The following is a 19,554-nucleotide window of genomic DNA, read 5'->3' as shown; positions in this document are numbered from 1 at the left end:
ACCTATTTTTTCAAATCAGGGATAAAAGCGTTTGTACTTCAGTTCAACATGCGCCTGCTTTTTATCAGCAGACCACCCGCGGATCTTCACAAAGACGTACAGATTATCCGAGGTCTTAACGATAAACGACTCTCCGGTGGTTGACGTATTCAGGGTCACAGAAGAAGTGGTTGAACTTGCGGACGTAAACAGTGAACGAAGGGAGGTACTTGTCGTCAGTTTTTCATACTCAGCTGCAGTGGTATCACTCACCACACCGATCGATGCAGTCAGGGCAGAGGTTATACTATCACCAGCAACAGAACTGGAGCGGGCAACCTCAGGTGAAAGCATCTGAACATCGGTTCCTGTTTTTGCAAACACCAGATGAACTGCAGAAGCCCGTTCCGCCTTGCGAAGATCAGAGGATCCGTAGACTTTCAGATTGCGGATGGCCAGGTAATGAGTCCCATTCTTAAAACCAGAGGACCAGATTCCTACTTTCGGGTAGGCTGCAGTGGTTGTATTGGATGCATTACCTGAAACCGTTACTGTCCTCTTTTGTTCAGCCTTCAAACCATGAACATCTGAGGAAATTACAACGAGGTCGTAGTTGCCGTTGACAATTTTTGCAGTTCCGACCCTGAAAATCAGATCGTAATTATATACCGGTTTGGCCAGACCGCTCCGTGGGGACCGGGGAACCCCATTGAGAGTATCTCTGGTGGTAAATGAATAACCGTACTCAAGACTGTTTTCCTCGTCCTTGTTGTACAGATAAACCCCAAGCCTGTTGATATACTTATCGTCGGTGGTTACGCCAGAGACCTGAATGGTATCGGCAAAATCATCACCATTATTGACGGTCGTCAGTGTGAGTGTGGGACCTGAGTTTGATATCTCAGGTGCACTGTATTCCTCACAACCTACCGCCATTATTCCTGCAAGCGCAAGAACAGGCAATAGCTTTTTCATGAACATGTTCCTCCTAAGTGTAGCAGTTAAACCTCAATCAACACTGATTTTTAATCAAATGTTAATGACAGTCAAATTATGGCGAAAACTCATTTTTATCAAGTAGGACCGGTAAAAATAATTGTTTTGACTCAATTATTACAAAGCTTTAACAACAAGGCGTATAAATTATTTTGCCTTAAAATATTACGAAAACCGATCAAATACCATTTATTTTTAAACCAAATTACGGAATCTCTCTCTCTGGCAATATGAGTACAGAGTTTAATTTATTATGACAAATCCATCGTAGGGTTGACAGTTTTACGGAAGGGAACCGCTTTCACTTTCTGGCGGCCACAATGCAGCCAGGCAACCCGCAATCCGGCAGAGGGCTGGCTTGCGGGTTGAATTGAAGGAAATTTTAAGAAATGAAACACGGAATCATCATACTCTGATCCCGGCCTGATTTAGTCATTTAACCGGATATAGGTAGCAGAAATTACCCCGTTAACCTGAATGATCCTGCTAAGAATGTCCTGACTGAGGGGAGAATCGACGGTAAGCACCGTCAGAGCCCTTTTGGTCTCTTTTTTCCGCCCAAGAACCAGGGAACCAATATTGACCTGATTTTCGGCCAGAATACCACCTACCTGGGCCAGCATTCCCGGGCGATCCTCGTTTTCGTAAAGAAGGAAATCTCCATCGAATTTGATTTCCATATCATAAGTATCCAGACGAATCAACCGGCCTTCCCTGTCATTGAAAACGGTTCCCACCACAGACCGCTGGTGTCCGTTCTGGTAATTCACCACCAGGGTAATTGTGTTCTGATACCCTCCTTCATCGGTCTGTAATTTTCTTTCGGTAATCTGTACACCCTGCTCGTCTGCAAAAAAGCGTGCATTGATGTAGTTAACTGGTTCCGATGTCTTTTGATGGAAAAATCCCTTAAGGGCGGCATTCAGAAGGATATCAGCATACTTTCCAACCGTTTTTCCTGCGGTTGTGAATTCAACCGAACGCAGGGGAATTGAATCCAGCTGACTGAGAAACAGGCCAAGCCTCTCAGCCAGAAGAATGTATGGCCGGCTATCCGGATCAAAGGCATATTGCAGGGCCGTCGAGTTGACAGCGCCCTTGATATCCTTTTCATTAAACGCATCGATCATTTGTTCGGCAATCTGAATAGCCACCTTTTCCTGTGCTTCTTCTGTGGATGCCCCCAGATGAGGTGTGACAATGACACGGTCATGGGCCAGTATAGGTTCGTTAAACGAAGGAGGCTCGTTCTCCAGAACATCAGCAGCATAGCCCCCGATTATTCCATTTTCGAGTCCCTTTAGAATTGCCGATTCTTCAACAATTCCACCCCGGGCACAATTGACCACCTTTACACCCTTTTTAATGAGGGCAAGAGAGGACTCATTGAATAAATAACGGGTTTCTGCGCTGAGGGGGGTATGGAAGGTAATGAAATCGGCCTGACGATAAATCGCCTCCACTGTCATTAACTCGATATTAAGATCCACTGCAGATTCTTTACTCAGGAACGGGTCGTAGCCGATGGTCTTCATCCCAAAAGCCTGCATCCGCCTGGCCACTTCCTTTCCAATTTTCCCAAGCCCGATCACACCCAGTGTCTTTCCATCCAGCTCGGTACCCACCCACTTCTTTCTTTCCCACTTTTTACTTTTGATATCAGCAAAACTGGAGGGTGTCCACCTGGCTACACTTAATATCAATGCACAGGTATGTTCCGCGGTAGAAATGGTATTTCCTCCCGGAGTGTTCATTACCAGAATTCCCTTGCGTGTGGAGGCAGGTACATCAATATTATCAACCCCTGCGCCCGCACGGCCAATGATTTTCAGGTTTTTGGCTGGCTCAAGTACATCTGCTGTCACTTTTGTGGCACTTCTGACAACCAACCCATGGTAATCACCAATGATGGTCTTTAATTCAGTTGCAGAAATACCGGCTTTGTAATCACAGTCGAAGCCGGCGTTTATAAAGAGGTCTTTGACCCGCGGATCAACCGAATCCGCTATTAATACTTTCATATTTTACCCCAAGGTTTCCATTAAATATTGATGGGTGGCAGCAACACCAGCACCTGTTGTAAACGGGTACTTGCAACTTTTCAGGGATCTTTCGATTCCTGCCATCACGGTAATCATATCAAAATCATCGTAATAGCCAAGATGAGAAATCCTGAAAATCTTACCAGTATAGGGTCCCTGACCACCAGCGATGGTAATCCCATCTTTCTTTTTCAGATTTCCATTAAATGACTTCCAGTCAACACCTTCAGGCAGATAAACCGGGGTCACCGCATTTGAAGGGGAGGTGGAGAAAAGCCGAAGACCAAGTGCGGTTACACCCCTTCTGACGCTTTCACCTAAACGGGAGTGTCTTTTCCAAACCGCTTCCATCCCTTCCTTTTCGATCAGTTCGAGTGCGTATTTCAAACCGATGATCAGACTGACGGCCGGGGTCCATGGGGTATCGTTGGCTTCCTGACTCTTCAAGGCATCCTGCAGGCTCAGATAAAACGACTTTGATTTCAGCGTTTTGATTTTTTCAATCATGGACTGCTGAACAGCTACAAGGGCCAGGCCAGGAGGAATCATTAGCCCCTTCTGAGATCCTGTCACCACTGCATCGATACCCCATTCATCCATCCGCAACTCATGAGATCCGACAGAAGTGATCCCATCGACAATCACTTTAATGTGAGGAAAGGCCGATTTAACCCCTGCTGTCACCGACTTAATATCGGTAAAGGTTCCGGTTGAGGTTTCCGAATGAGTAAGAAATACGGTCGTGATTTTTGGATTTGTTTTAATCACGGCAATGATTTCATCGGCGGTTACCGGCACACCCCAGGTTTTAGTAATTTCCACATGGGGAACCTGATAGTGCGCGAGTAACTCTCCCCATCTTTCACCAAACTTTCCGCCATTTACAAAGACAGCCTCTTCACCATCGGGCATTACTGAACTGACCAGTGATTCCATTCCGCTGGTTCCGCTCCCGCTCAGGATTACAACCGGAGAACTGGTTTGAAAAAGCAGTTTTAATTTATCGTGGCAAACCGTCAGATAGGCCTGAAAATCCTCGTTCCTGTGGTGAATCATCGGCTGCGCCATGGCCAGTTGAATGGATTCTGGAACTGGAGTAGGTCCGGGAGTAAATAAACGCGGTCTCATTATTAAATCCTTTCTCTGGTATTCTGTACAATGGTTATAATATGAGTAATCAACTCTTTTCTGCCTGTTCCCTTTTCGGAACTGGTCTGAAAAACCGGCCATTCAACATGCTTATCCTTCATCCAGTCCCGGACAGATTGCTTGCATTTGGCTATATCACTCTGACGGGAAGCATCGGTTTTGGTAAGGATAACACTTTTTGCTGCCGGAACGCCCGTTACCTGATTCCAGAATTCTTCGTCGGTTGGTTGCAATGGGTGCCGGCCATCGACCAGAAGAAACAAATGCAGGCGATCAGCGAATTGATTCAGGTAGGACAGAGTCATGGTACGCCATTTTTCCCTGCTGGATCTGGAAACCTTTGCAAATCCATACCCTGGCATATCCACAATGTAAAAGTCTTCGCCGGATGAATAAAAATTCAGGGTCTGTGTTTTACCTGGAGAGGCAGAAGTACGTGCGATGGTCTGACGGGTGGTAAGCAGGTTGATCAGGGAAGATTTCCCAACATTCGACCGACCGATAAACGCAACATGTGGCCAGGATGCGAGACTCAGGGAGGACGGATCTACCGTCATAAATTCCAACTTTAAGGTAAAACCTGTCATCAGTACCTTGAAAATACGGATTTATTCGGGGTAAAAAAAAGAACAGACCATCCGTTTTACTCATCGGAGGGTAAAAAAAAACCCCGGAGATCCGGGGTTTTCTTATCAGGCACCAGCGACTGCAGGTACCGCTTTTTCTGTTTTCTTTGGCTTGGGGGAGGCCGATTCGGTCATATTAAAATCAACCAGCTCAAGAACGGCCATTTCTGCCCCATCTCCTCTGCGCTGTCCGAGTTTAACTACACGGGTGTAACCACCCGGACGTTGACCGATTTTAGGAACCACCTCGGTAAAGAGAGCTTTAATAGCATCCTTATGACGGATAGATTTAAAGACTTCCCGATAGGCATTATGATCATTTCCACGAGCAGTGGTGATCAATTTTTCTGCGGCACGACGTGATTCCTTGGCTTTGGTCACCGTGGTGGTCACTCGTTTATGAAGAAACAATGCCGTACAAAGGCTTCCGATTGTGGATCGGCGGTGACTGGCCGACCGGCCTAGATTTTTACCTGCTACACGATGTCTCATGTTAATTAACCTGCCTTGTTTTCTTCATCTTCTTCTAGGTAACGGTCAACATCCATACCGAATGAAAGACCCTTGCTGTGAACCAGTTCGGTCAGTTCTGCCAATGATTTTCTTCCGAAGTTGCGGAATTTCAACATTTCGCTCTCGTCCTTGCGAACCAGATCGGCCAGTATCTTTACATTGGCCGCCTTCAGGCAATTATGGGAACGAACAGAAAGTTCAAGATCATCCACAGATGTTTTCAGAATCCGGCGGATATTGAGAAATTCTTCATCATACACCTTTTTCTCTTTCGTGGTCTCTTCGGTAGCCGATTCAAATCCGTGGAAAAGCTGGAGGTGATCTTTCATGATCTTGGCCGCCTGTGCAATGGCATCTTCCGGACGGATGGAGCCATCGGTTTCCACATCAAGGATCAGTTTCTCGTAATCGGTCCTTTGACCGACACGGGTATTTTCAACCGTGTAAGTAACCGTTTTAACAGGAGAAAAAAGAGCATCAACCGAAATCAGTCCGATGACAGGATCAGCTGGCTTGTTATCATCAGCCGGCACATAACCCTTACCGCGTGACAACCGGATCTCGATATCAATGGTCTTTTCAGTGTTCAGGTGAAAAAGAACAAATTCAGGATTCAGAACTTCGATTTCTTCGCTTGCTTTCTGAATGTCGCCGGCTTTAACAACGGACGGCCCCTTCACTTTCAGCAATATTTTGTTGAATTTCTGATGTTCGCTTCTGAACCGTACCTGTTTCAGGTTCAGAACAATATCAGTCACGTCTTCGGTCACACCAGGAATGGTTGTGAATTCATGTGGGGTCCCTTCGAACCGGACACCCGTAATGGCAACACCCTGCAGGGATGAAACCAGAATTCTTCTGAGACTGTTACCCAGGGTAACGCCATATCCACGCTCAAGCGGAGCAACCACCACCCGTGAGAAGCTTTGACTTCTGGTGGATTCCTCAATCTGAACGCCTTCAGGCATCTGTAAATAATTTTGACTCATACTAAGTTCTCCAGACAGCCGTTAAGATTATTTCGAGTACAATTCAACGACCATTTGCTCGTTGACTTCAACAGGAACCTCAGAGCGTGTTGGCAGACTGAGAACCTTCCCTGACAGTGAAGCCTTATCCAATTCGAGCCAGGCTGGTAATTGGCTGTCACGGGTTTTTGACATAGATTCGTGAATCTGAGTCATCTTCTTTGATTGTTCCTTAACGCGGATTGTATCACCGGCCTTAAGTTGGAAACTTGGAATATCCACCAGGTGGTCATTGACTTCAATATGTCTGTGACGAACAATCTGGCGGGCAGCTGACCGGGAAGAGGCCAGACCTAAACGATAAATCACGCTGTCCAGGCGGCACTCAAGATTGATAATCAGATTTTCACCGGTAATACCCTTTTGACGGTTTGCCTTTTCATAGTAGTTTCTGAACTGGGTTTCGAGCAAACCATAAATTCTTTTAAGCTTTTGTTTTTCGCGAAGCTGACGCGAATACTCCGAAGTTTTTCCACGGCGACTCTGGCCATGTTGTCCGGGAGCATAGTTCCGTTTTTCAATTGCACATTTAGCAGTAAAACAACGCGCACCCTTCAGAAAGAGTTTTTGCTTTTCGCGTCTGCAAAGTTTACATACCGCATCGGTATATCTTGCCATTCTTTTCTCCGTTAATTAATTCTTCATCCCTGTCATGGCTACAGACAGGTTTACGAATAGGTGATTTATACCCGACGTTTCTTCGGTGGCCGGCAGCCGTTGTGAGGAATCGGGGTGATGTCCTTAATCATGGTCACTTCCAGACCGGCTGTCTGCAGGCTGCGTACAGCTGCTTCACGTCCGGAACCTGGACCGTTGATCAGAACCTCTACTTTTCTGAGACCCAGTGAAAATGCTTCTTTCGCTGCATTTTCAGCTGAAACCTGGGCTGCAAACGGGGTGTTCTTCCGTGAACCACGAAATCCGTTCTTACCCGCGGATGACCAGGAAATGGTATTACCGTAACTGTCTGTCAGGGTAACGATGACATTGTTGAAGGTGGCCTGAATATGAGCCTGGCCGTTTGCCTCAACATTTTGTTTTTTCTTGACTTTTTTAACTTGCTTAGCCAATGGTTTTCTCCAGGTAACTCAACCGTTATTTCGTAGCTTTTTTCTTATTGGCAACCGTCTTCCGTTTGCCCTTACGGGTACGGGAATTGGTACGGGTTCTTTGCCCGCGAACCGGCAGGCCACGGCGATGACGCAGGCCACGGTAAGAGCCAATATCCATCAACCGTTTGATGCTGAGCTGCACTTCACTGCGGAGGGGCCCTTCAACCTTGTAATCACTGTTGATGATTTCTTTAATCTTATTAACATCATCGTCGTTCAGTTCGGAGACCCGTTTGTTCTCGTTGATACCAGCCTTTGCCAGAATTTCAGTTGAACGGGCTTTACCAATACCAAAAATGTAGGTCAGACCGATGATTACGCGTTTGTTTTTCGGGAGATCAACTCCTGCAATACGAGCCAAAGCACTACTCCTGTGTTTAATTATCCCTGACGCTGTTTATGTTTGGAGTTTTCGCAGATAACGAGAATGACCCCATGACGGCGGATCACTTTACACTTATCGCATCTTTTTTTAACCGAAGCACGGATTTTCATGTCAGTTCCTGTTATTTATATCGGTAAACAATTCGGCCTTTGGTAAGGTCATAAGGAGACAGTTCAACAGACACTTTATCGCCTGCAAGAATTTTTATAAAATGCATCCGCATTTTTCCGGATACATGTGCAAGAATCTCATGACCATTATCCAATTTCACCCGAAAGTTGGCATTGGGTAACGCTTCCTGAATCGTGCCGTCAACCTTGATGTGACCTTCTTTTGCCATTTGCTTATATCATCGTTAAAATTTCTGCTGATTGTTCACCCACAAGAACCGTATGTTCAAAATGGGCAGACATTGATTTGTCGGCAGTGACAATCGTCCAGCCGTCTCGCTGAACTTTGACCCGCCATCCTCCACGGTTGATCATTGGCTCGATTGCAAGAACCATTCCTGCTTTAAGCAGAGGTCCTGTGCCGGCCTTACCAAAATTGGGTACGGCCGGTTCCTCATGAAGCTGTTTTCCTACACCATGCCCGACAAGGTCTCTGACAACTGAATATCCCTTGTCTTCGATATAGGTCTGAACTGCATGGCCAATGTCATTCACACGATTACCAGCGACCGCTTTCGATAAACCAAGGTCAAGTGAGGCCTTGGTATGGAGGATTAGTTCCTGGTTTTCCGGACTGACCTCTCCGACTGCAAAGGTTTTGGCGTGATCACCATAAAACCCGTTTAACACATTTCCGCAGTCGATACCGACAATGTCTCCGTCTTTTAATACCCTGTCTCCGGGAATGCCGTGTACCACCTCTTCATTGATCGAAACACAGAGCGTGGCCGGATATGGATTTCTAGATCCGCCATACCCCTTAAAAGCTGGTATGGCCCCATGAGACCGGATAAAATCTTCAGCAATCTTATCAAGGAACAGGGTGTTAACACCCGGTTTTACATACGATTCCAACATGATCAGTGTTTTTGCAACCAACCGGCAGGATTCCCTGATAAGGGAAATATCTGCGGCGTTGTAAATATTGATCATGTCAACTTATCTGCGTCCTTTTATGCGACCGGATTTCATAAACCCATCATAATGACGCATCAGCAGATGGCTTTCCATTTGTTTGAGTGTATCCAGTGCCACTCCAACCATGATTAAAAGACTGGTTCCTCCGAAGAATTGTGCAAAGCCCGGCGTAATTCCAAACTGAAGCACAATGGAAGGTAGAACTGCAATGATTGCCAGCATCACCGACCCTGGAATGGTGATTCTTGTCAGAATATGGTCGATATATTCGCTGGTATGTTCTCCCGGGCGAATTCCCGGAATAAAGCCACCCTGCTTTTTCATATTGTCGGCAACATCCTTCGGATTGAAGGCAATGGCAGTATAGAAAAAGGTGAAAAAGATAATCAGCAGAGCAAACATGACTTCATAGGTCACGCTTCCGTATGAAAAATAAATTTGCCAGGACTGCAGCGACTCGTTAGCCGGGAAGAGTGACAGAATGGTCGCGGGAATGAACATGATGGACTGCGCAAAAATAATTGGCATCACCCCGGCGGTATTGATTTTCAGCGGGATATACTGAGTAACCCCGCCAACGGTTCTCTGACCGACCACCCGTTTCGCGTATTGAACCGGAATTTTCCTGGTACCCTGAGTAACGGCAATTGTACCAGCAGTGATAAACACCAGAAGAACGAGAACGATAATTTCGATCAGCAGGTTTTGGCCGCCGCTCTGAATTATGGAGAACTCATTAAAGAGGTCAACCGGAAGCCGGACCACGATCCCGACAAAAATCAGCAGTGAGATACCATTACCAATACCGCGGTCTGTGATTCGTTCACCGATCCACATTGCAAAAATGGTTCCGGCTGTCAGCATAACGATGGTGGAAAGAGTAAACAACGCACCCGGATCAACCACAATCGATTCTCCGCCGATTCCCTGACGGGAGGCAAGATTAACTGACATACCCCAAGCCTGGAGCGCGGCAATCAGTACAGTCAGATAACGTGTCCACTGATTGATTTTTTTACGGCCTTCCTCTCCCTCTTTCTGCATCTTCTGAATGGTGGGAACGACAGCTCCCATGAGTTGCAGAATGATGGATGCGGAAATGTAGGGCATGATTCCCAGTGCGAGCACTGAAGCCCGGGAGAAGGCGCCTCCCACAAACATATCAAACAGACCAAACAGGTCAGAAGCTGCCCGACTGGTCTGACTGGCGATGGCAGAAGCATCGATTCCCGGAAGTGTAATGTGCGACCCGATCCGGAAAACCAGAACCATGGCAAGCGTATAGAGAATGCGCGTGCGGAGTTCCGGTATTTTAAACGAGTTTACAAAACCGTCGGTGAACTTACTCATAATACGGTAACCTTACCGCCAGCTGATTCAATTTTAGATTTGGCTGTCTCGCTGAAAGCGTGTGCTGTTACCGAAATGGCAACGGTCACTTCTCCAAAACCAAGTACTTTAACCAGTGAGGATTTTTTACTGATGATTCCCATCTGATAGAGTACTTCAGGAGTAAATTCCTTAACCGTTTCAGCATGCTGAGCCAGTTTCTTCAGGTTAACCGGCTGATATTCAACCCGATCACGATTGGTAAATCCGAATTTCGGTAAACGGCGCTGAATAGGCATCTGCCCACCCTCGAACCAGGCGCGTTGAATATCACCGCTTCTGGACCGGGCACCTTTTACACCCTTAGATGCCGTTTCGCCATGTCCGGACCCTTGTCCGCGTCCAACCCGTTTCCGTTTCTTACGGGATCCTTCAGCATATTTTAGCGAGTGCAGTTTCATGAGTAAATCCGTTTAATAAGGTTAGTCTGCGTTTTCGACTTTAAGCAGATGGCTGACTTTTCTGATCATACCGCGAACGGCGGGATTGTCTTCCACCACGACAAAGTAATTGGTTCTGCCAAGGCCAAGTGCCTCAATCGTTCGTTTTTGATCCACTGGCTTATCAATGGCAGATTTTGTCTGAGTGATTTTAATTTTTGCCATGAGCATCAACCTTCGAAAACTTCTTTAAGTGTTTTACCACGTTTCCGAGCAAAAACAGAAGGATCGGAAAGTGACATCAGACCAGTCAGAGTAGCTTTAGTGACATTGTGCGGGTTGGAAGAGCCGAGGCATTTGGTCAGAATATCCTGAACCCCTACGCTTTCAAGCACGGCGCGGACCGCACCACCTGCAATAAGTCCTGTACCGGGAGTGGCCGGTTTAAGCAGTACTTTTGCAGCTCCGAATTTTGCAAACACTTCATGAGGAATGGTTCCCTTGTAGAGGGAAACATACACCAGGTTTTTCTTTGCGTCCTCGGTACCCTTAGCGACTGCATCGGTAACTTCATTCGCCTTTCCGAGGCCAATGCCAACGTGTCCGTTTCCATCACCGACCACAATGATGGCTGTAAAACTGAACCGACGTCCACCTTTGACAACCTTGGCTACCCGGTTAATGTAAACGAGTTTATCTTTCAGATTTAACTCGTTTGCTTTAATCTTTTTCAAAATCACTCTCCCTGAAAAACGTGATTAGAATTGAAGTCCGCCTTCACGGGCACCATCGGCAACAGCCTTGATGCGCCCATGATAGAGAAATCCGTTACGGTCAAAAACAACTGATTTGACGTTGGCTTCCAATGCCTTTTTGGCAATGGCCAGACCAACCAGTTTACTGACTTCAATTGGCTTTTTACCGGCGACCTGAGGAACCATATCCTTGGTCAGACTTGATGCTGAAACCAATGTCTTTCCGGATTGATCATCAATAATCTGAACATACATGTTCGAATTGCTCCGGAATACGCACAACCGGGGTCTTTCGGATGTTCCGCGAATTTTCTTGCGAACGGTTATTTTAACGCGTTCACGACGTTCTCTTCTGGTTAACTTAGACATGAACTGAGCTTCCTTACCTTGCCTGAATGGTACTTGTCATTCAGAATTTATTACCTTGAAGCTGTTTTACCGGCCTTGCGGCGGATTACTTCATTTTCATACTTGATTCCCTTACCCTTATACGGCTCGGGCTGACGGATCTGACGGATTTTTGCAGCAACCTGTCCTACCAATTGTTTGTCGATACCCGACACGATAATCTGCGTAGGAGTTGGGCACTCAACCTTTACCAGGTCCGGAGATTTGATGTAAACAGGATGTGAGTAGCCGACTGCAAGAAAAAGGTACTTTCCTTTTAATTCGGCACGGTAACCGACACCAACGATGTCCAGTTTCCGCGAATATCCGTCCGTTACACCCACCACTGCATTTTGCAGCAGGGCGCGATAAAGACCATGTTTGGCTTTAATGGACTTTTCCTCGGTGGAGCGGGAAAAAACGACCTCACTGCCTTCAATGGAAATTCCGATCTGAGGGTCGACAGGGATGGTCAGGGTTCCTTTGCTGCCCTTGACTTCAAGAACATGGTCCTTGGTGGTTACCGTCACACCCTTTGGAAGGGAAACTGGTTTTTTACCTATACGAGACATGAATCAACTCCTACCAGACATAACAGAGAACTTCGCCGCCGACATTCTGCAATTTTGCTTCCTTGTCGGTCAGAATTCCCTTCGATGTGGTTAATATGGCGATACCAAGACCGTTCATGACACGAGGAAGCGAATCGACTCCTGTGTACCGACGGATTCCAGGACGGCTGACCCGGTTAATTCCGGTAATGATACCTGCTTTCCGTCCTTCATACTTGAGGAAAAGACGGAGGGTTTTCCGGTTACCATCCTGAATGGTGATATACTTCGAAATGTATCCTTTTTCATAAAGGATCCGGGAGATTTCCTGCTTCATTTTTGAAGCTGGAATATCTACCGACCGGTGACGAGCCTTTTGGGCATTCCGGATTCGTGTAAGAAAATCTGAAATCGGATCAGACATTGACATGATTTGTGTCCTCTACTTTCGCGCTTACCAGCTGGCCTTTTTTACACCAGGAATTTTTCCATCCAGTGCCATATTCCGGAAACAGATACGGCAGATACCGAAATCTCTTAGGAAAGCCCTGGGACGACCACAGTTTCTGCAACGGTTGTATTCCCGGGTCGAGAATTTTTGCTTCCGGGCCGCTTTTACAATCATCGAACGTTTTGCCACTTGATACCTCTTCCAGAACCTTAGTTTTCTGAGCGTTTTCTGAACGGAAATCCGAATGCCTTTAACAGATCATAGGCTTCAGCATCTGTCTTAGCGGTGGTAACGATGGTGATATCCATACCTGTTACCCGATCAATCTGATCCACGTTGATTTCCGGGAAAATGATTTGCTCTTTTACTCCGAAAGTGTAGTTACCGAAACCATCGAAGCTTTTGTCAGAAACACCACGGAAGTCGCGGATCCGGGGCATGGCGAGATTGATGAGACGATCAAGAAACTCATACATGATTCTGCCGCGGAGGGTGACTCTTGCACCTACCGGCATGTTTTCACGCAGTTTAAAATTCGAGATGGATTTCTTGGCCTTAGTTGACACTGGTTTCTGACCAGTGATGATGCCAAGTTCCTTCAGTGCCCCTTCCATGATTTTCGCATCCTGTGTGGCAGCACCTAGTCCCATGTTGACCGAAATTTTTTCAATTTTCGGTACTTCCATTACATTCTTGTACCCGTTTTTCTTAACCAGTTCAGGTACAATCTTTTTCTTGTAAGTCTCTTCGAGACGTGGTTTACTCTGGGTACTCATCAGTCGATCACTTCCCCGCATTTTTTGCAAGCCCTGTGGCTTTTCAGTTTTCCGGTATTCTCTTCTTTAACCATTTTATGACCGATACGGGTTGAAGCACCGCATTTCGGACAAACCACCATCAGTTTTGAAACATGAACCGGGGCTTCTTTGGTAATCCGCCCACCCTGAGGGTAAGTTGCATTTGGTTTGGTATGCCGTGTCTGCAGGTTAATTCCCTCCACAATCGCAGTGGATTTTTCGGGAAACACCTTCAAAACTTTTCCGATCGATTTTTTATCTCTCCGGTCTTTATTATCCCCGGATAGAATTTTAACGATATCGTTCTTTTTTACATGGAGCTTTGCAATCATACTCTGCTTTTCCTTCAGATTACTTCCGGAGCAAGCGAAACAATTTTCATGAATTGCTTCTCTCGGAGTTCACGGGCCACCGGACCAAAAATCCGGGTTCCGCGGGGTTCGTTTTGATTATTGATCAAAACTGCAGCGTTCTCGTCGAACCGGATGTAAGATCCATCCTTACGCCGGAACTCCTTTTTTGTGCGAACGATTACAGCTTTACTTACATCGCCCTTTTTTACCGTACCACCGGGGATAGCCGATTTGACGGAAACAACAATCAGATCACCGACAGCCGCATAACGACGGTCACTTCCACCCAATACACGAATGCACTGGACTTTCTTGGCGCCGCTGTTATCCGCCACGGCCAGATTGGTTTCTTCCTGGATCATGACACCCTCAAAACGTAGTTATTTTGCTTTTTCAATTATTTCGACCAACCGCCACCGCTTATTCTTGCTCAGCGGGCGTGTTTCTACAATCCGAACCACATCACCAATGGTAGCCTCATTGTTCTCATCATGGGCCATCAACTTGGTGGTCTTGTAATAATATTTGCCATAGATCGGGTGTTTTACCCTGCGTTCGATAGCAACTGTCACCGATTTTTGCATTTTATTGCTGATGACTTTACCTGTCCGCTCTTTACGGTTATTTCTTTCGATCATAATAGTGTTCCGTTACCTGGCTTGACGTTCATTCAGCAGCGTTTTGATGCGTGCAATTTCCCGACGGAGATTCCTCATTCGAAGAGGATTCTCGAGAGGGGTAATGGTTTTATGGAATTTCAATTCCCGCAATTGTCCCTCAGCATCCGAGAGCTGGGCTTTCAGATCGGTATCGGTCAGTTTTTTTAATTCGTGAAGTTTCATTATTACTTAGTCTCCACTGCTTCAACGTAGTCTGGACGGACAACAAACTTGGTCTTGAGGGGCAACTTGGCCATTGCAAGAGCAAGGGCTTCCCGGGCCAGCTCTTCGCTGACGCCATCGATTTCGAACAGAATACGACCAGGACGGATGGTGGCAACCCAGAATTCTGGTGCACCTTTACCGGAACCCATCCGTACTTCGGCTGGTTTTTTGGTGACGGGTTTTTCGGGGAAGATTTTTATCCAGACTTTTCCATCCCGCTTCATCTTACGCGTCATGGCAACCCGTGCAGCTTCAATCTGACGAGCTGTGATCCAACCGGTTTCCACGGCCTTCACACCAAAGGAACCAAAGGCAATTTCTGTTCCGCGGGTTTCAACTCCTTTGAGTTTTCCCCGCATTGTTTTTCTGTATTTAACCCGTTTTGGTAATAACATGGGAGTAATCCTCTATACTATCAGCGGTCCTGCCGCGATCCAATGACTTCGCCCTTACAAATCCACACCTTCACTCCGATCGCTCCGTAAATGGTGAAGGCAGTCGAGCGTGCATAATCAATATCAGCCCGGAGTGTGTGAAGCGGAATGCGACCTTCTTTGTACTGTTCGGTACGGGCCATTTCAGCACCACCTAACCGCCCGGAGCAGATAATCCGGATTCCTTCAGCTCCCATTCGCATGGTCGAGCTGATCGACATCTTCATGGCGCGACGGAAAGCAACGCGGTTTTCGAGCTGAGCAGCAATGTTGTCAGCAACCAGAGTGGCATCCAGTTCGGGGCGCTTAATCTCGTTGATGGAAATATTAACTTCCTTGCCAGTCAGTTTTTTAACTTCTTCTTTCAGCTTATCAACTTCAGCACCCTGCTTGCCAATCACGACACCCGGCTTGGATGTATTGATTGTGAGCGCAATCCGTTTCGCTGTCCGCTCGATCTGGATACGGGCGATCCCTGCTTTTTTAAGGCGGGTTCTCACATATTTCCGGATCCGCTCATCTTCCTGAAGCTTATCAGCAAATTCTTTTTCATCATACCATTGGGATTCCCAGTTGCTGGTGATTCCCAATCTGATTCCGACGGTATTCGTTTTCTGACCCAAAGCCGGTTTTCCTTATTTTAAATCAGAGACAATGATAGTGACATGGTTTGAGCGTTTCCGCTTACGATAGGCGCGACCCTGAGGGGCCGGCTGAACACGTTTTACCATGGAGCCTGCATCCACAACAGCGGTGGTAACAATCAGGCCCTCGGTTTCCACACGTCCTCCCTCTGCCTTATTCACAAAATTTGAAATGGCCGAGCGAAGGGTTTTTTCAACAACAGTAGCACCATGCTTTGGATTAAAGTGAAGCAGGTTCAGTGCTTCATCGACCCGTTTTCCACGGATCTGATCAATCACCAACCGCATTTTACGTGGCGAACTGCCGATATTTCTGGTTATTGCTTTAGCTTCCATAGTCTGCTGATCCCGGATTAGCGATTACCAGCATGGCTTCTGAAGGTACGGGTGGGGGCAAATTCGCCCAGCTTATGCCCAACCATGTTTTCAGAAACATATACCGGAATAAATTTATTTCCATTATGGACTGCGAAGGTATGACCGACAAAATCGGGAGCAATCACACTTGCACGGCTCCAGGTTTTGATCACCTTTTTCTGGCCGGAAGCATTCATGTCGGCGACCTTTTTCATCAATTTAGCCTCGATGAACGGGCCTTTTTTAATTGAACGTGACATAGACTCAACCCGCCTTATTTACGTCTTCTGACAATGTACTGATTGGATTGATTTTTCCGCTTGCGGGTCTTGAGGCCCTTCGCCTTTTGTCCCCATGGAGAAACAGGATGTCCACCACCCGATGTTTTTCCTTCACCACCACCCATTGGGTGATCAACAGGGTTCATGGCGACACCGCGAACATGCGGACGCTTACCCAGCCAGCGGGAACGACCAGCCTTACCAAGGGAAATGTTGAAATGATCGGGATTACTGACCACACCGATGGTAGCCATGCATTCGATTCTTACCATCCGCATCTCACCGGAAGGAAGCTTCAGGGTGGCATAATCGCCTTCCTTAGCTGCCAGCTGGGCAGATGTCCCGGCACTGCGTGCCATCTGGCCACCTTTACCAGGACGCAACTCGATGTTGTGAACCATGGTACCGAGAGGGATGTTTTTAAGAGGAAGTGCGTTTCCGTTCTTGATTTCAGCCGATTCGCCGCTCAGCAGCTTTTCACCGACTTTAAGACCATCCGGAGCAAGAATATACCGCTTTTCGCCATCAGCATAATTCAGAAGCGCGATACGGGCCGACCGATTAGGGTCATACTCAATTGTTGCAACAGTGGCAACAATTCCGGTCTTGTTCCGTTTAAAATCAATAACACGATAATGTTGTTTATGGCCGCCCCCCATGAACCGGGAAGTGGTATGACCGGTATTATTCCGTCCGCCAGTTCTCTTTTTGGGAACCAGCAACGATTTTTCCGGCTTGTCTGTTGTGACTTCATCGAACGTAGCAACGTTTTTAAAACGAAGCGACGGAGTCACCGGCCTGAAACTTTTAATAGCCATTCAGAACTCCAGCAAATACTTTCTGCTATTGTGTGCAGTCCAGATAGGTTGCGCAGGGGTTGCTGCTTTGTCCTGGAACTGCGATTGAATTTTCAGCGAACAAGCTCTTTTTTTTGAAGAGCTACAAAGGTATGTTAGACCTAACTTTTTGTCAAGCGTTTTTAAGGAAATCGATCACTTCGCCCGACTTTAACGTAACGACTGCCTTTTTGACATCATCACGTTTTCCAACCATTAAGCCTCTTTTGGTATACTGTACTTTACGTTTTCCTTCTTTGAGAGAAGTATTCACAGCAATCACATTCACACCATAGCGGGCTTCAACAGCCTTTTTGATTTCAATTTTGTTTGCCGACCGGGTCACCTGGAAAGCATACTTGTTTTCCTTTTCCTGAAGGGCGGTGAGCTTTTCAGTCAGCAGCGGTTTTACCAATACATCTGCGGTCATGTTACTTTGCCAACCTTTCCAATCCACTTAAGGCCTTTTCCTGAAGAACGAGCACATCTGCATTCACAATATCATAGGTTGAAAAATCTTCAACCGACTTTACTGTGACTTTCTGCAGGTTCCGTCCAGAGAGGTACACATTTTTATCGGTGGAGCCGGTCAGCAAGAGCACTTTCTTGTCACCGCCAGACAGCTTGTTCATCACTGATACCATGCTGCGGGTTTTCGGTTTCTCGAATGTGAAATCCTCAACCACCACCACAGCATTTCCGGCTGCTTTGGCAGTCAGGGCTGATTTCTGGGCCAGCCGTTTCACCTTTTTGTTGATCCCCGTGTAATAATCATGAGGCACGGGTCCAAAAATGGAACCTCCGCCTACCCACACACCGGACCTGATGGTACCGGCACGGGCACCACCCCGTCCTTTTTGACGCCATGGCTTCTTACCGCCACCACGTACTTCGCTGCGTGCTTTTACTTTGTGCAGTCCAAGATGACTGTTGTCTCTGATGGAGCGTACGTCCATATAAACAGCATGCTCACTTGGAACGATACCGAAGATTGAATCGGGCAGGGTTACTGTCCGAGCAGTCTTGCTTCCGTCTGTTTTTAAAACTGTCAATTCCATTGATCGGACCAATTAGGTTATTTGGATTGTTTAATAATCTGTACGATGCCGTTGTTTGCACCGGGAACAGCACCACGAACCAGAATCAGGTTTGATTCAGGCATCACTTTAATGACCTGCAGGTTTTTGCTGGTCACCCGGGCATCACCGGTCTGACCGGCCATTTTCAAACCCTTGAACACGCGAGAGGGATACGATGAGGATCCGACGGAACCAGGTGCGCGTTCGCGGTCATGCTGACCATGGGAACGGGAACCGACACCGCCAAAGCCATGCCGTTTAACCACACCCTGAAAACCACGACCCTTGGATGTTCCGATGACATCGACCAATTCACCGGTCTGAAAAATATCAACATTCAGAACGGTACCAACCGGTGAAGGATCATCCACACGGAACTCACCGAGAACCGCATTGGAGGGAACACCGGCCTTTTTAAAATGTCCGAGAACCGGCTTGGTCATGTTCTTTTCTTTTCTCTTACCGAAACCAAGTTGCATGGCACTGTAGCCATCCTTCTCGGCGGTTTTCACCTGAACGACCGTACATGGACCCACTTCGAGGACGGTGCAGTTTTGCTGACGACCCTTGTCATCGAAAATGCTGGTCATCCCGACCTTTTTACCAATTAAACCTAACATGATGGCTTACCTGTTTCTTTTAAGATTTGATCTCAACATCCACACCAGCGGGCAACTCGATTTTCAAAAGCTGATCAATCGTCTTGCTGGTTGGGTTCAGAATGTCAATGATTCGCTTATGGCTACGCGTTTCGAACTGCTCCCGGGACTTTTTGTCGACGTGCGGAGACCGGAGTACGGTATAGAGAGCCCGTTTGGTCGGCAGCGGAACAGGCCCGGAAATGACGGCACCAGTCGACTTGGCTGTTTGAATAATCCGTTTTGCGGACTTATCAATCAGATTGTGATCGTAAGATTTTAATTTAATACGGATTTTCTGGGTTGACATCTTACAGCCTCTTATTCAATAATCTTACCAACGACACCAGCACCCACGGTACGTCCGCCTTCGCGGATAGCGAAGCGAAGACCTTCTTCCATGGCCACGGTGGTGATCAG

General features: G+C 47.0%; 35 protein-coding genes. All 35 read right to left on the bottom strand.

Annotation, left to right across the window (positions count from 1 at the left end; all coding sequences use genetic code 11):
• Positions 1–15 precede the first annotated feature (15 nt).
• The gene (locus tag HUU10_08810; GenBank protein NUQ81695.1) at positions 16–954 is read right to left on the bottom strand and encodes a hypothetical protein; all 939 of its coding nucleotides are present in this window, start codon (positions 952–954) and stop codon (positions 16–18) included.
• Positions 955–1,403: 449 nt separating this feature from the next.
• Positions 1,404–2,996: a phosphoglycerate dehydrogenase gene (locus HUU10_08805; GenBank protein NUQ81694.1), complete on the bottom strand. Its 1,593-nt coding sequence runs from the start codon at positions 2,994–2,996 to the stop codon at positions 1,404–1,406.
• 3 nt (positions 2,997–2,999) lie between these two features.
• A complete protein-coding gene (locus tag HUU10_08800) occupies positions 3,000–4,145 on the bottom strand; it encodes an alanine--glyoxylate aminotransferase family protein (GenBank protein ID NUQ81693.1) in 1,146 nt (381 codons plus the stop codon).
• Positions 4,146–4,147: 2 nt separating this feature from the next.
• Positions 4,148–4,723, bottom strand: a complete 576-nt coding sequence (ysxC, locus tag HUU10_08795; protein NUQ81692.1) for a ribosome biogenesis GTP-binding protein YsxC — start codon at positions 4,721–4,723, stop codon at positions 4,148–4,150.
• Between the two features lie 135 nt (positions 4,724–4,858).
• Positions 4,859–5,284 carry a 50S ribosomal protein L17 gene (gene rplQ / locus HUU10_08790; protein NUQ81691.1) on the bottom strand — a complete coding sequence of 142 codons (426 nt, stop codon included), beginning with the start codon at positions 5,282–5,284 and terminating at the stop codon, positions 4,859–4,861.
• A gap of 5 nt (positions 5,285–5,289) precedes the next feature.
• Positions 5,290–6,294: a DNA-directed RNA polymerase subunit alpha gene (locus HUU10_08785; protein ID NUQ81690.1), complete on the bottom strand. Its 1,005-nt coding sequence runs from the start codon at positions 6,292–6,294 to the stop codon at positions 5,290–5,292.
• 27 nt (positions 6,295–6,321) lie between these two features.
• Complete coding sequence (gene rpsD, locus HUU10_08780) at positions 6,322–6,951, bottom strand: 30S ribosomal protein S4 (protein NUQ81689.1); 630 nt, start codon at positions 6,949–6,951, stop codon at positions 6,322–6,324.
• A gap of 65 nt (positions 6,952–7,016) precedes the next feature.
• Complete coding sequence (gene rpsK, locus HUU10_08775) at positions 7,017–7,403, bottom strand: 30S ribosomal protein S11 (GenBank protein NUQ81688.1); 387 nt, start codon at positions 7,401–7,403, stop codon at positions 7,017–7,019.
• A gap of 25 nt (positions 7,404–7,428) precedes the next feature.
• The gene (gene rpsM, locus HUU10_08770) at positions 7,429–7,806 is read right to left on the bottom strand and encodes a 30S ribosomal protein S13 (protein NUQ81687.1); all 378 of its coding nucleotides are present in this window, start codon (positions 7,804–7,806) and stop codon (positions 7,429–7,431) included.
• A gap of 20 nt (positions 7,807–7,826) precedes the next feature.
• Complete coding sequence (gene rpmJ, locus HUU10_08765; GenBank protein ID NUQ81686.1) at positions 7,827–7,940, bottom strand: 50S ribosomal protein L36; 114 nt, start codon at positions 7,938–7,940, stop codon at positions 7,827–7,829.
• Between the two features lie 11 nt (positions 7,941–7,951).
• Positions 7,952–8,170: a translation initiation factor IF-1 gene (gene infA, locus HUU10_08760; GenBank protein NUQ81685.1), complete on the bottom strand. Its 219-nt coding sequence runs from the start codon at positions 8,168–8,170 to the stop codon at positions 7,952–7,954.
• A gap of 4 nt (positions 8,171–8,174) precedes the next feature.
• Positions 8,175–8,933, bottom strand: a complete 759-nt coding sequence (map, locus tag HUU10_08755; GenBank protein NUQ81684.1) for a type I methionyl aminopeptidase — start codon at positions 8,931–8,933, stop codon at positions 8,175–8,177.
• A 6-nt stretch (positions 8,934–8,939) separates the two neighbouring features.
• Positions 8,940–10,268, bottom strand: a complete 1,329-nt coding sequence (gene secY / locus HUU10_08750) for a preprotein translocase subunit SecY (protein ID NUQ81683.1) — start codon at positions 10,266–10,268, stop codon at positions 8,940–8,942.
• Complete coding sequence (rplO, locus tag HUU10_08745; GenBank protein ID NUQ81682.1) at positions 10,265–10,708, bottom strand: 50S ribosomal protein L15; 444 nt, start codon at positions 10,706–10,708, stop codon at positions 10,265–10,267. Before rplO ends, secY begins: the two co-directional genes overlap by 4 nt.
• Positions 10,709–10,729: 21 nt before the next feature.
• Positions 10,730–10,912, bottom strand: a complete 183-nt coding sequence (rpmD, locus tag HUU10_08740) for a 50S ribosomal protein L30 (protein NUQ81681.1) — start codon at positions 10,910–10,912, stop codon at positions 10,730–10,732.
• Positions 10,913–10,917: 5 nt separating this feature from the next.
• Complete coding sequence (rpsE, locus tag HUU10_08735) at positions 10,918–11,424, bottom strand: 30S ribosomal protein S5 (GenBank protein ID NUQ81680.1); 507 nt, start codon at positions 11,422–11,424, stop codon at positions 10,918–10,920.
• 21 nt (positions 11,425–11,445) lie between these two features.
• Complete coding sequence (locus HUU10_08730) at positions 11,446–11,811, bottom strand: 50S ribosomal protein L18 (protein NUQ81679.1); 366 nt, start codon at positions 11,809–11,811, stop codon at positions 11,446–11,448.
• Positions 11,812–11,861: 50 nt separating this feature from the next.
• Positions 11,862–12,401, bottom strand: a complete 540-nt coding sequence (gene rplF, locus HUU10_08725; protein NUQ81678.1) for a 50S ribosomal protein L6 — start codon at positions 12,399–12,401, stop codon at positions 11,862–11,864.
• Positions 12,402–12,411: 10 nt separating this feature from the next.
• A complete protein-coding gene (rpsH, locus tag HUU10_08720) occupies positions 12,412–12,810 on the bottom strand; it encodes a 30S ribosomal protein S8 (protein ID NUQ81677.1) in 399 nt (132 codons plus the stop codon).
• A 24-nt stretch (positions 12,811–12,834) separates the two neighbouring features.
• The gene (locus tag HUU10_08715; protein ID NUQ81676.1) at positions 12,835–13,020 is read right to left on the bottom strand and encodes a type Z 30S ribosomal protein S14; all 186 of its coding nucleotides are present in this window, start codon (positions 13,018–13,020) and stop codon (positions 12,835–12,837) included.
• A gap of 20 nt (positions 13,021–13,040) precedes the next feature.
• A complete protein-coding gene (rplE, locus tag HUU10_08710; GenBank protein NUQ81675.1) occupies positions 13,041–13,607 on the bottom strand; it encodes a 50S ribosomal protein L5 in 567 nt (188 codons plus the stop codon).
• Positions 13,607–13,960, bottom strand: coding sequence for a 50S ribosomal protein L24 (locus HUU10_08705; GenBank protein ID NUQ81674.1), 354 nt, complete (start codon positions 13,958–13,960; stop codon positions 13,607–13,609). The genes rplE and HUU10_08705 overlap by 1 nt, the downstream gene beginning before the upstream one ends.
• A 14-nt stretch (positions 13,961–13,974) precedes the next feature.
• Positions 13,975–14,343, bottom strand: coding sequence for a 50S ribosomal protein L14 (rplN, locus tag HUU10_08700; protein ID NUQ81673.1), 369 nt, complete (start codon positions 14,341–14,343; stop codon positions 13,975–13,977).
• Between the two features lie 18 nt (positions 14,344–14,361).
• On the bottom strand, positions 14,362–14,619 hold the full coding sequence (rpsQ, locus tag HUU10_08695; GenBank protein NUQ81672.1) for a 30S ribosomal protein S17: 258 nt from the start codon (positions 14,617–14,619) through the stop codon (positions 14,362–14,364).
• Positions 14,620–14,631: 12 nt separating this feature from the next.
• Positions 14,632–14,823, bottom strand: coding sequence for a 50S ribosomal protein L29 (gene rpmC, locus HUU10_08690; GenBank protein ID NUQ81671.1), 192 nt, complete (start codon positions 14,821–14,823; stop codon positions 14,632–14,634).
• Between the two features lie 2 nt (positions 14,824–14,825).
• Positions 14,826–15,260 carry a 50S ribosomal protein L16 gene (gene rplP, locus HUU10_08685; GenBank protein ID NUQ81670.1) on the bottom strand — a complete coding sequence of 145 codons (435 nt, stop codon included), beginning with the start codon at positions 15,258–15,260 and terminating at the stop codon, positions 14,826–14,828.
• A 20-nt stretch (positions 15,261–15,280) separates the two neighbouring features.
• Positions 15,281–15,922, bottom strand: a complete 642-nt coding sequence (rpsC, locus tag HUU10_08680; GenBank protein ID NUQ81669.1) for a 30S ribosomal protein S3 — start codon at positions 15,920–15,922, stop codon at positions 15,281–15,283.
• Positions 15,923–15,934: 12 nt separating this feature from the next.
• Entirely contained in the window at positions 15,935–16,279 is a 345-nt protein-coding gene (gene rplV, locus HUU10_08675; protein ID NUQ81668.1) for a 50S ribosomal protein L22, read from the bottom strand.
• 17 nt (positions 16,280–16,296) lie between these two features.
• On the bottom strand, positions 16,297–16,560 hold the full coding sequence (rpsS, locus tag HUU10_08670) for a 30S ribosomal protein S19 (GenBank protein NUQ81667.1): 264 nt from the start codon (positions 16,558–16,560) through the stop codon (positions 16,297–16,299).
• Positions 16,561–16,574: 14 nt separating this feature from the next.
• Positions 16,575–17,399, bottom strand: coding sequence for a 50S ribosomal protein L2 (gene rplB / locus HUU10_08665; protein ID NUQ81666.1), 825 nt, complete (start codon positions 17,397–17,399; stop codon positions 16,575–16,577).
• Positions 17,400–17,550: 151 nt separating this feature from the next.
• A complete protein-coding gene (gene rplW, locus HUU10_08660) occupies positions 17,551–17,847 on the bottom strand; it encodes a 50S ribosomal protein L23 (GenBank protein NUQ81665.1) in 297 nt (98 codons plus the stop codon).
• Between the two features lies 1 nt (position 17,848).
• Positions 17,849–18,475 carry a 50S ribosomal protein L4 gene (gene rplD, locus HUU10_08655; GenBank protein ID NUQ81664.1) on the bottom strand — a complete coding sequence of 209 codons (627 nt, stop codon included), beginning with the start codon at positions 18,473–18,475 and terminating at the stop codon, positions 17,849–17,851.
• A gap of 17 nt (positions 18,476–18,492) precedes the next feature.
• Complete coding sequence (gene rplC / locus HUU10_08650; GenBank protein ID NUQ81663.1) at positions 18,493–19,116, bottom strand: 50S ribosomal protein L3; 624 nt, start codon at positions 19,114–19,116, stop codon at positions 18,493–18,495.
• 19 nt (positions 19,117–19,135) lie between these two features.
• Positions 19,136–19,444 carry a 30S ribosomal protein S10 gene (rpsJ, locus tag HUU10_08645; protein ID NUQ81662.1) on the bottom strand — a complete coding sequence of 103 codons (309 nt, stop codon included), beginning with the start codon at positions 19,442–19,444 and terminating at the stop codon, positions 19,136–19,138.
• An 11-nt stretch (positions 19,445–19,455) separates the two neighbouring features.
• Positions 19,456–19,554, bottom strand: a 99-nt coding sequence (locus tag HUU10_08640) for an elongation factor Tu (protein NUQ81661.1), incomplete at its 5' end; no start/stop codon positions are given.

The organism is Bacteroidota bacterium, from assembly GCA_013360915.1.
In the GTDB taxonomy this organism is placed as follows: Bacteria; Bacteroidota; JABWAT01; order JABWAT01; family JABWAT01; genus JABWAT01.
This window is presented reverse-complemented; position numbering and strand designations above follow the sequence as displayed.

What these genes read in the sequence shown, in the direction of transcription:
- HUU10_08800 (NUQ81693.1), bottom strand. Translation starts at nt 4,145, where the DNA reads ATGAGACCGCGTTTATTTACTCCCGGACCTACTCCAGTTCCAGAATCC.
- rpsS (NUQ81667.1), bottom strand. Translation starts at nt 16,560, where the DNA reads ATGTCACGTTCAATTAAAAAAGGCCCGTTCATCGAGGCTAAATTGATG.
- rplW (NUQ81665.1), bottom strand. Translation starts at nt 17,847, where the DNA reads ATGACCGCAGATGTATTGGTAAAACCGCTGCTGACTGAAAAGCTCACC.
- secY (NUQ81683.1), bottom strand. Translation starts at nt 10,268, where the DNA reads ATGAGTAAGTTCACCGACGGTTTTGTAAACTCGTTTAAAATACCGGAA.
- rplE (NUQ81675.1), bottom strand. Translation starts at nt 13,607, where the DNA reads ATGAGTACCCAGAGTAAACCACGTCTCGAAGAGACTTACAAGAAAAAG.
- HUU10_08705 (NUQ81674.1), bottom strand. Translation starts at nt 13,960, where the DNA reads ATGATTGCAAAGCTCCATGTAAAAAAGAACGATATCGTTAAAATTCTA.
- HUU10_08810 (NUQ81695.1), bottom strand. Translation starts at nt 954, where the DNA reads ATGAAAAAGCTATTGCCTGTTCTTGCGCTTGCAGGAATAATGGCGGTA.
- rplN (NUQ81673.1), bottom strand. Translation starts at nt 14,343, where the DNA reads ATGATCCAGGAAGAAACCAATCTGGCCGTGGCGGATAACAGCGGCGCC.
- infA (NUQ81685.1), bottom strand. Translation starts at nt 8,170, where the DNA reads ATGGCAAAAGAAGGTCACATCAAGGTTGACGGCACGATTCAGGAAGCG.
- rpsD (NUQ81689.1), bottom strand. Translation starts at nt 6,951, where the DNA reads ATGGCAAGATATACCGATGCGGTATGTAAACTTTGCAGACGCGAAAAG.
- rplV (NUQ81668.1), bottom strand. Translation starts at nt 16,279, where the DNA reads ATGGAAGCTAAAGCAATAACCAGAAATATCGGCAGTTCGCCACGTAAA.
- rplD (NUQ81664.1), bottom strand. Translation starts at nt 18,475, where the DNA reads ATGGAATTGACAGTTTTAAAAACAGACGGAAGCAAGACTGCTCGGACA.
- map (NUQ81684.1), bottom strand. Translation starts at nt 8,933, where the DNA reads ATGATCAATATTTACAACGCCGCAGATATTTCCCTTATCAGGGAATCC.
- rplQ (NUQ81691.1), bottom strand. Translation starts at nt 5,284, where the DNA reads ATGAGACATCGTGTAGCAGGTAAAAATCTAGGCCGGTCGGCCAGTCAC.
- rpmC (NUQ81671.1), bottom strand. Translation starts at nt 14,823, where the DNA reads ATGAAACTTCACGAATTAAAAAAACTGACCGATACCGATCTGAAAGCC.
- rpmD (NUQ81681.1), bottom strand. Translation starts at nt 10,912, where the DNA reads ATGGCAAAAATTAAAATCACTCAGACAAAATCTGCCATTGATAAGCCA.
- rpmJ (NUQ81686.1), bottom strand. Translation starts at nt 7,940, where the DNA reads ATGAAAATCCGTGCTTCGGTTAAAAAAAGATGCGATAAGTGTAAAGTG.
- rpsH (NUQ81677.1), bottom strand. Translation starts at nt 12,810, where the DNA reads ATGTCAATGTCTGATCCGATTTCAGATTTTCTTACACGAATCCGGAAT.
- rplO (NUQ81682.1), bottom strand. Translation starts at nt 10,708, where the DNA reads ATGAAACTGCACTCGCTAAAATATGCTGAAGGATCCCGTAAGAAACGG.
- HUU10_08805 (NUQ81694.1), bottom strand. Translation starts at nt 2,996, where the DNA reads ATGAAAGTATTAATAGCGGATTCGGTTGATCCGCGGGTCAAAGACCTC.
- rplP (NUQ81670.1), bottom strand. Translation starts at nt 15,260, where the DNA reads ATGTTATTACCAAAACGGGTTAAATACAGAAAAACAATGCGGGGAAAA.
- rplC (NUQ81663.1), bottom strand. Translation starts at nt 19,116, where the DNA reads ATGTTAGGTTTAATTGGTAAAAAGGTCGGGATGACCAGCATTTTCGAT.
- rpsQ (NUQ81672.1), bottom strand. Translation starts at nt 14,619, where the DNA reads ATGATCGAAAGAAATAACCGTAAAGAGCGGACAGGTAAAGTCATCAGC.
- HUU10_08730 (NUQ81679.1), bottom strand. Translation starts at nt 11,811, where the DNA reads ATGTCTAAGTTAACCAGAAGAGAACGTCGTGAACGCGTTAAAATAACC.
- rpsJ (NUQ81662.1), bottom strand. Translation starts at nt 19,444, where the DNA reads ATGTCAACCCAGAAAATCCGTATTAAATTAAAATCTTACGATCACAAT.
- ysxC (NUQ81692.1), bottom strand. Translation starts at nt 4,723, where the DNA reads ATGACGGTAGATCCGTCCTCCCTGAGTCTCGCATCCTGGCCACATGTT.
- rplB (NUQ81666.1), bottom strand. Translation starts at nt 17,399, where the DNA reads ATGGCTATTAAAAGTTTCAGGCCGGTGACTCCGTCGCTTCGTTTTAAA.
- rplF (NUQ81678.1), bottom strand. Translation starts at nt 12,401, where the DNA reads ATGTCTCGTATAGGTAAAAAACCAGTTTCCCTTCCAAAGGGTGTGACG.
- HUU10_08785 (NUQ81690.1), bottom strand. Translation starts at nt 6,294, where the DNA reads ATGAGTCAAAATTATTTACAGATGCCTGAAGGCGTTCAGATTGAGGAA.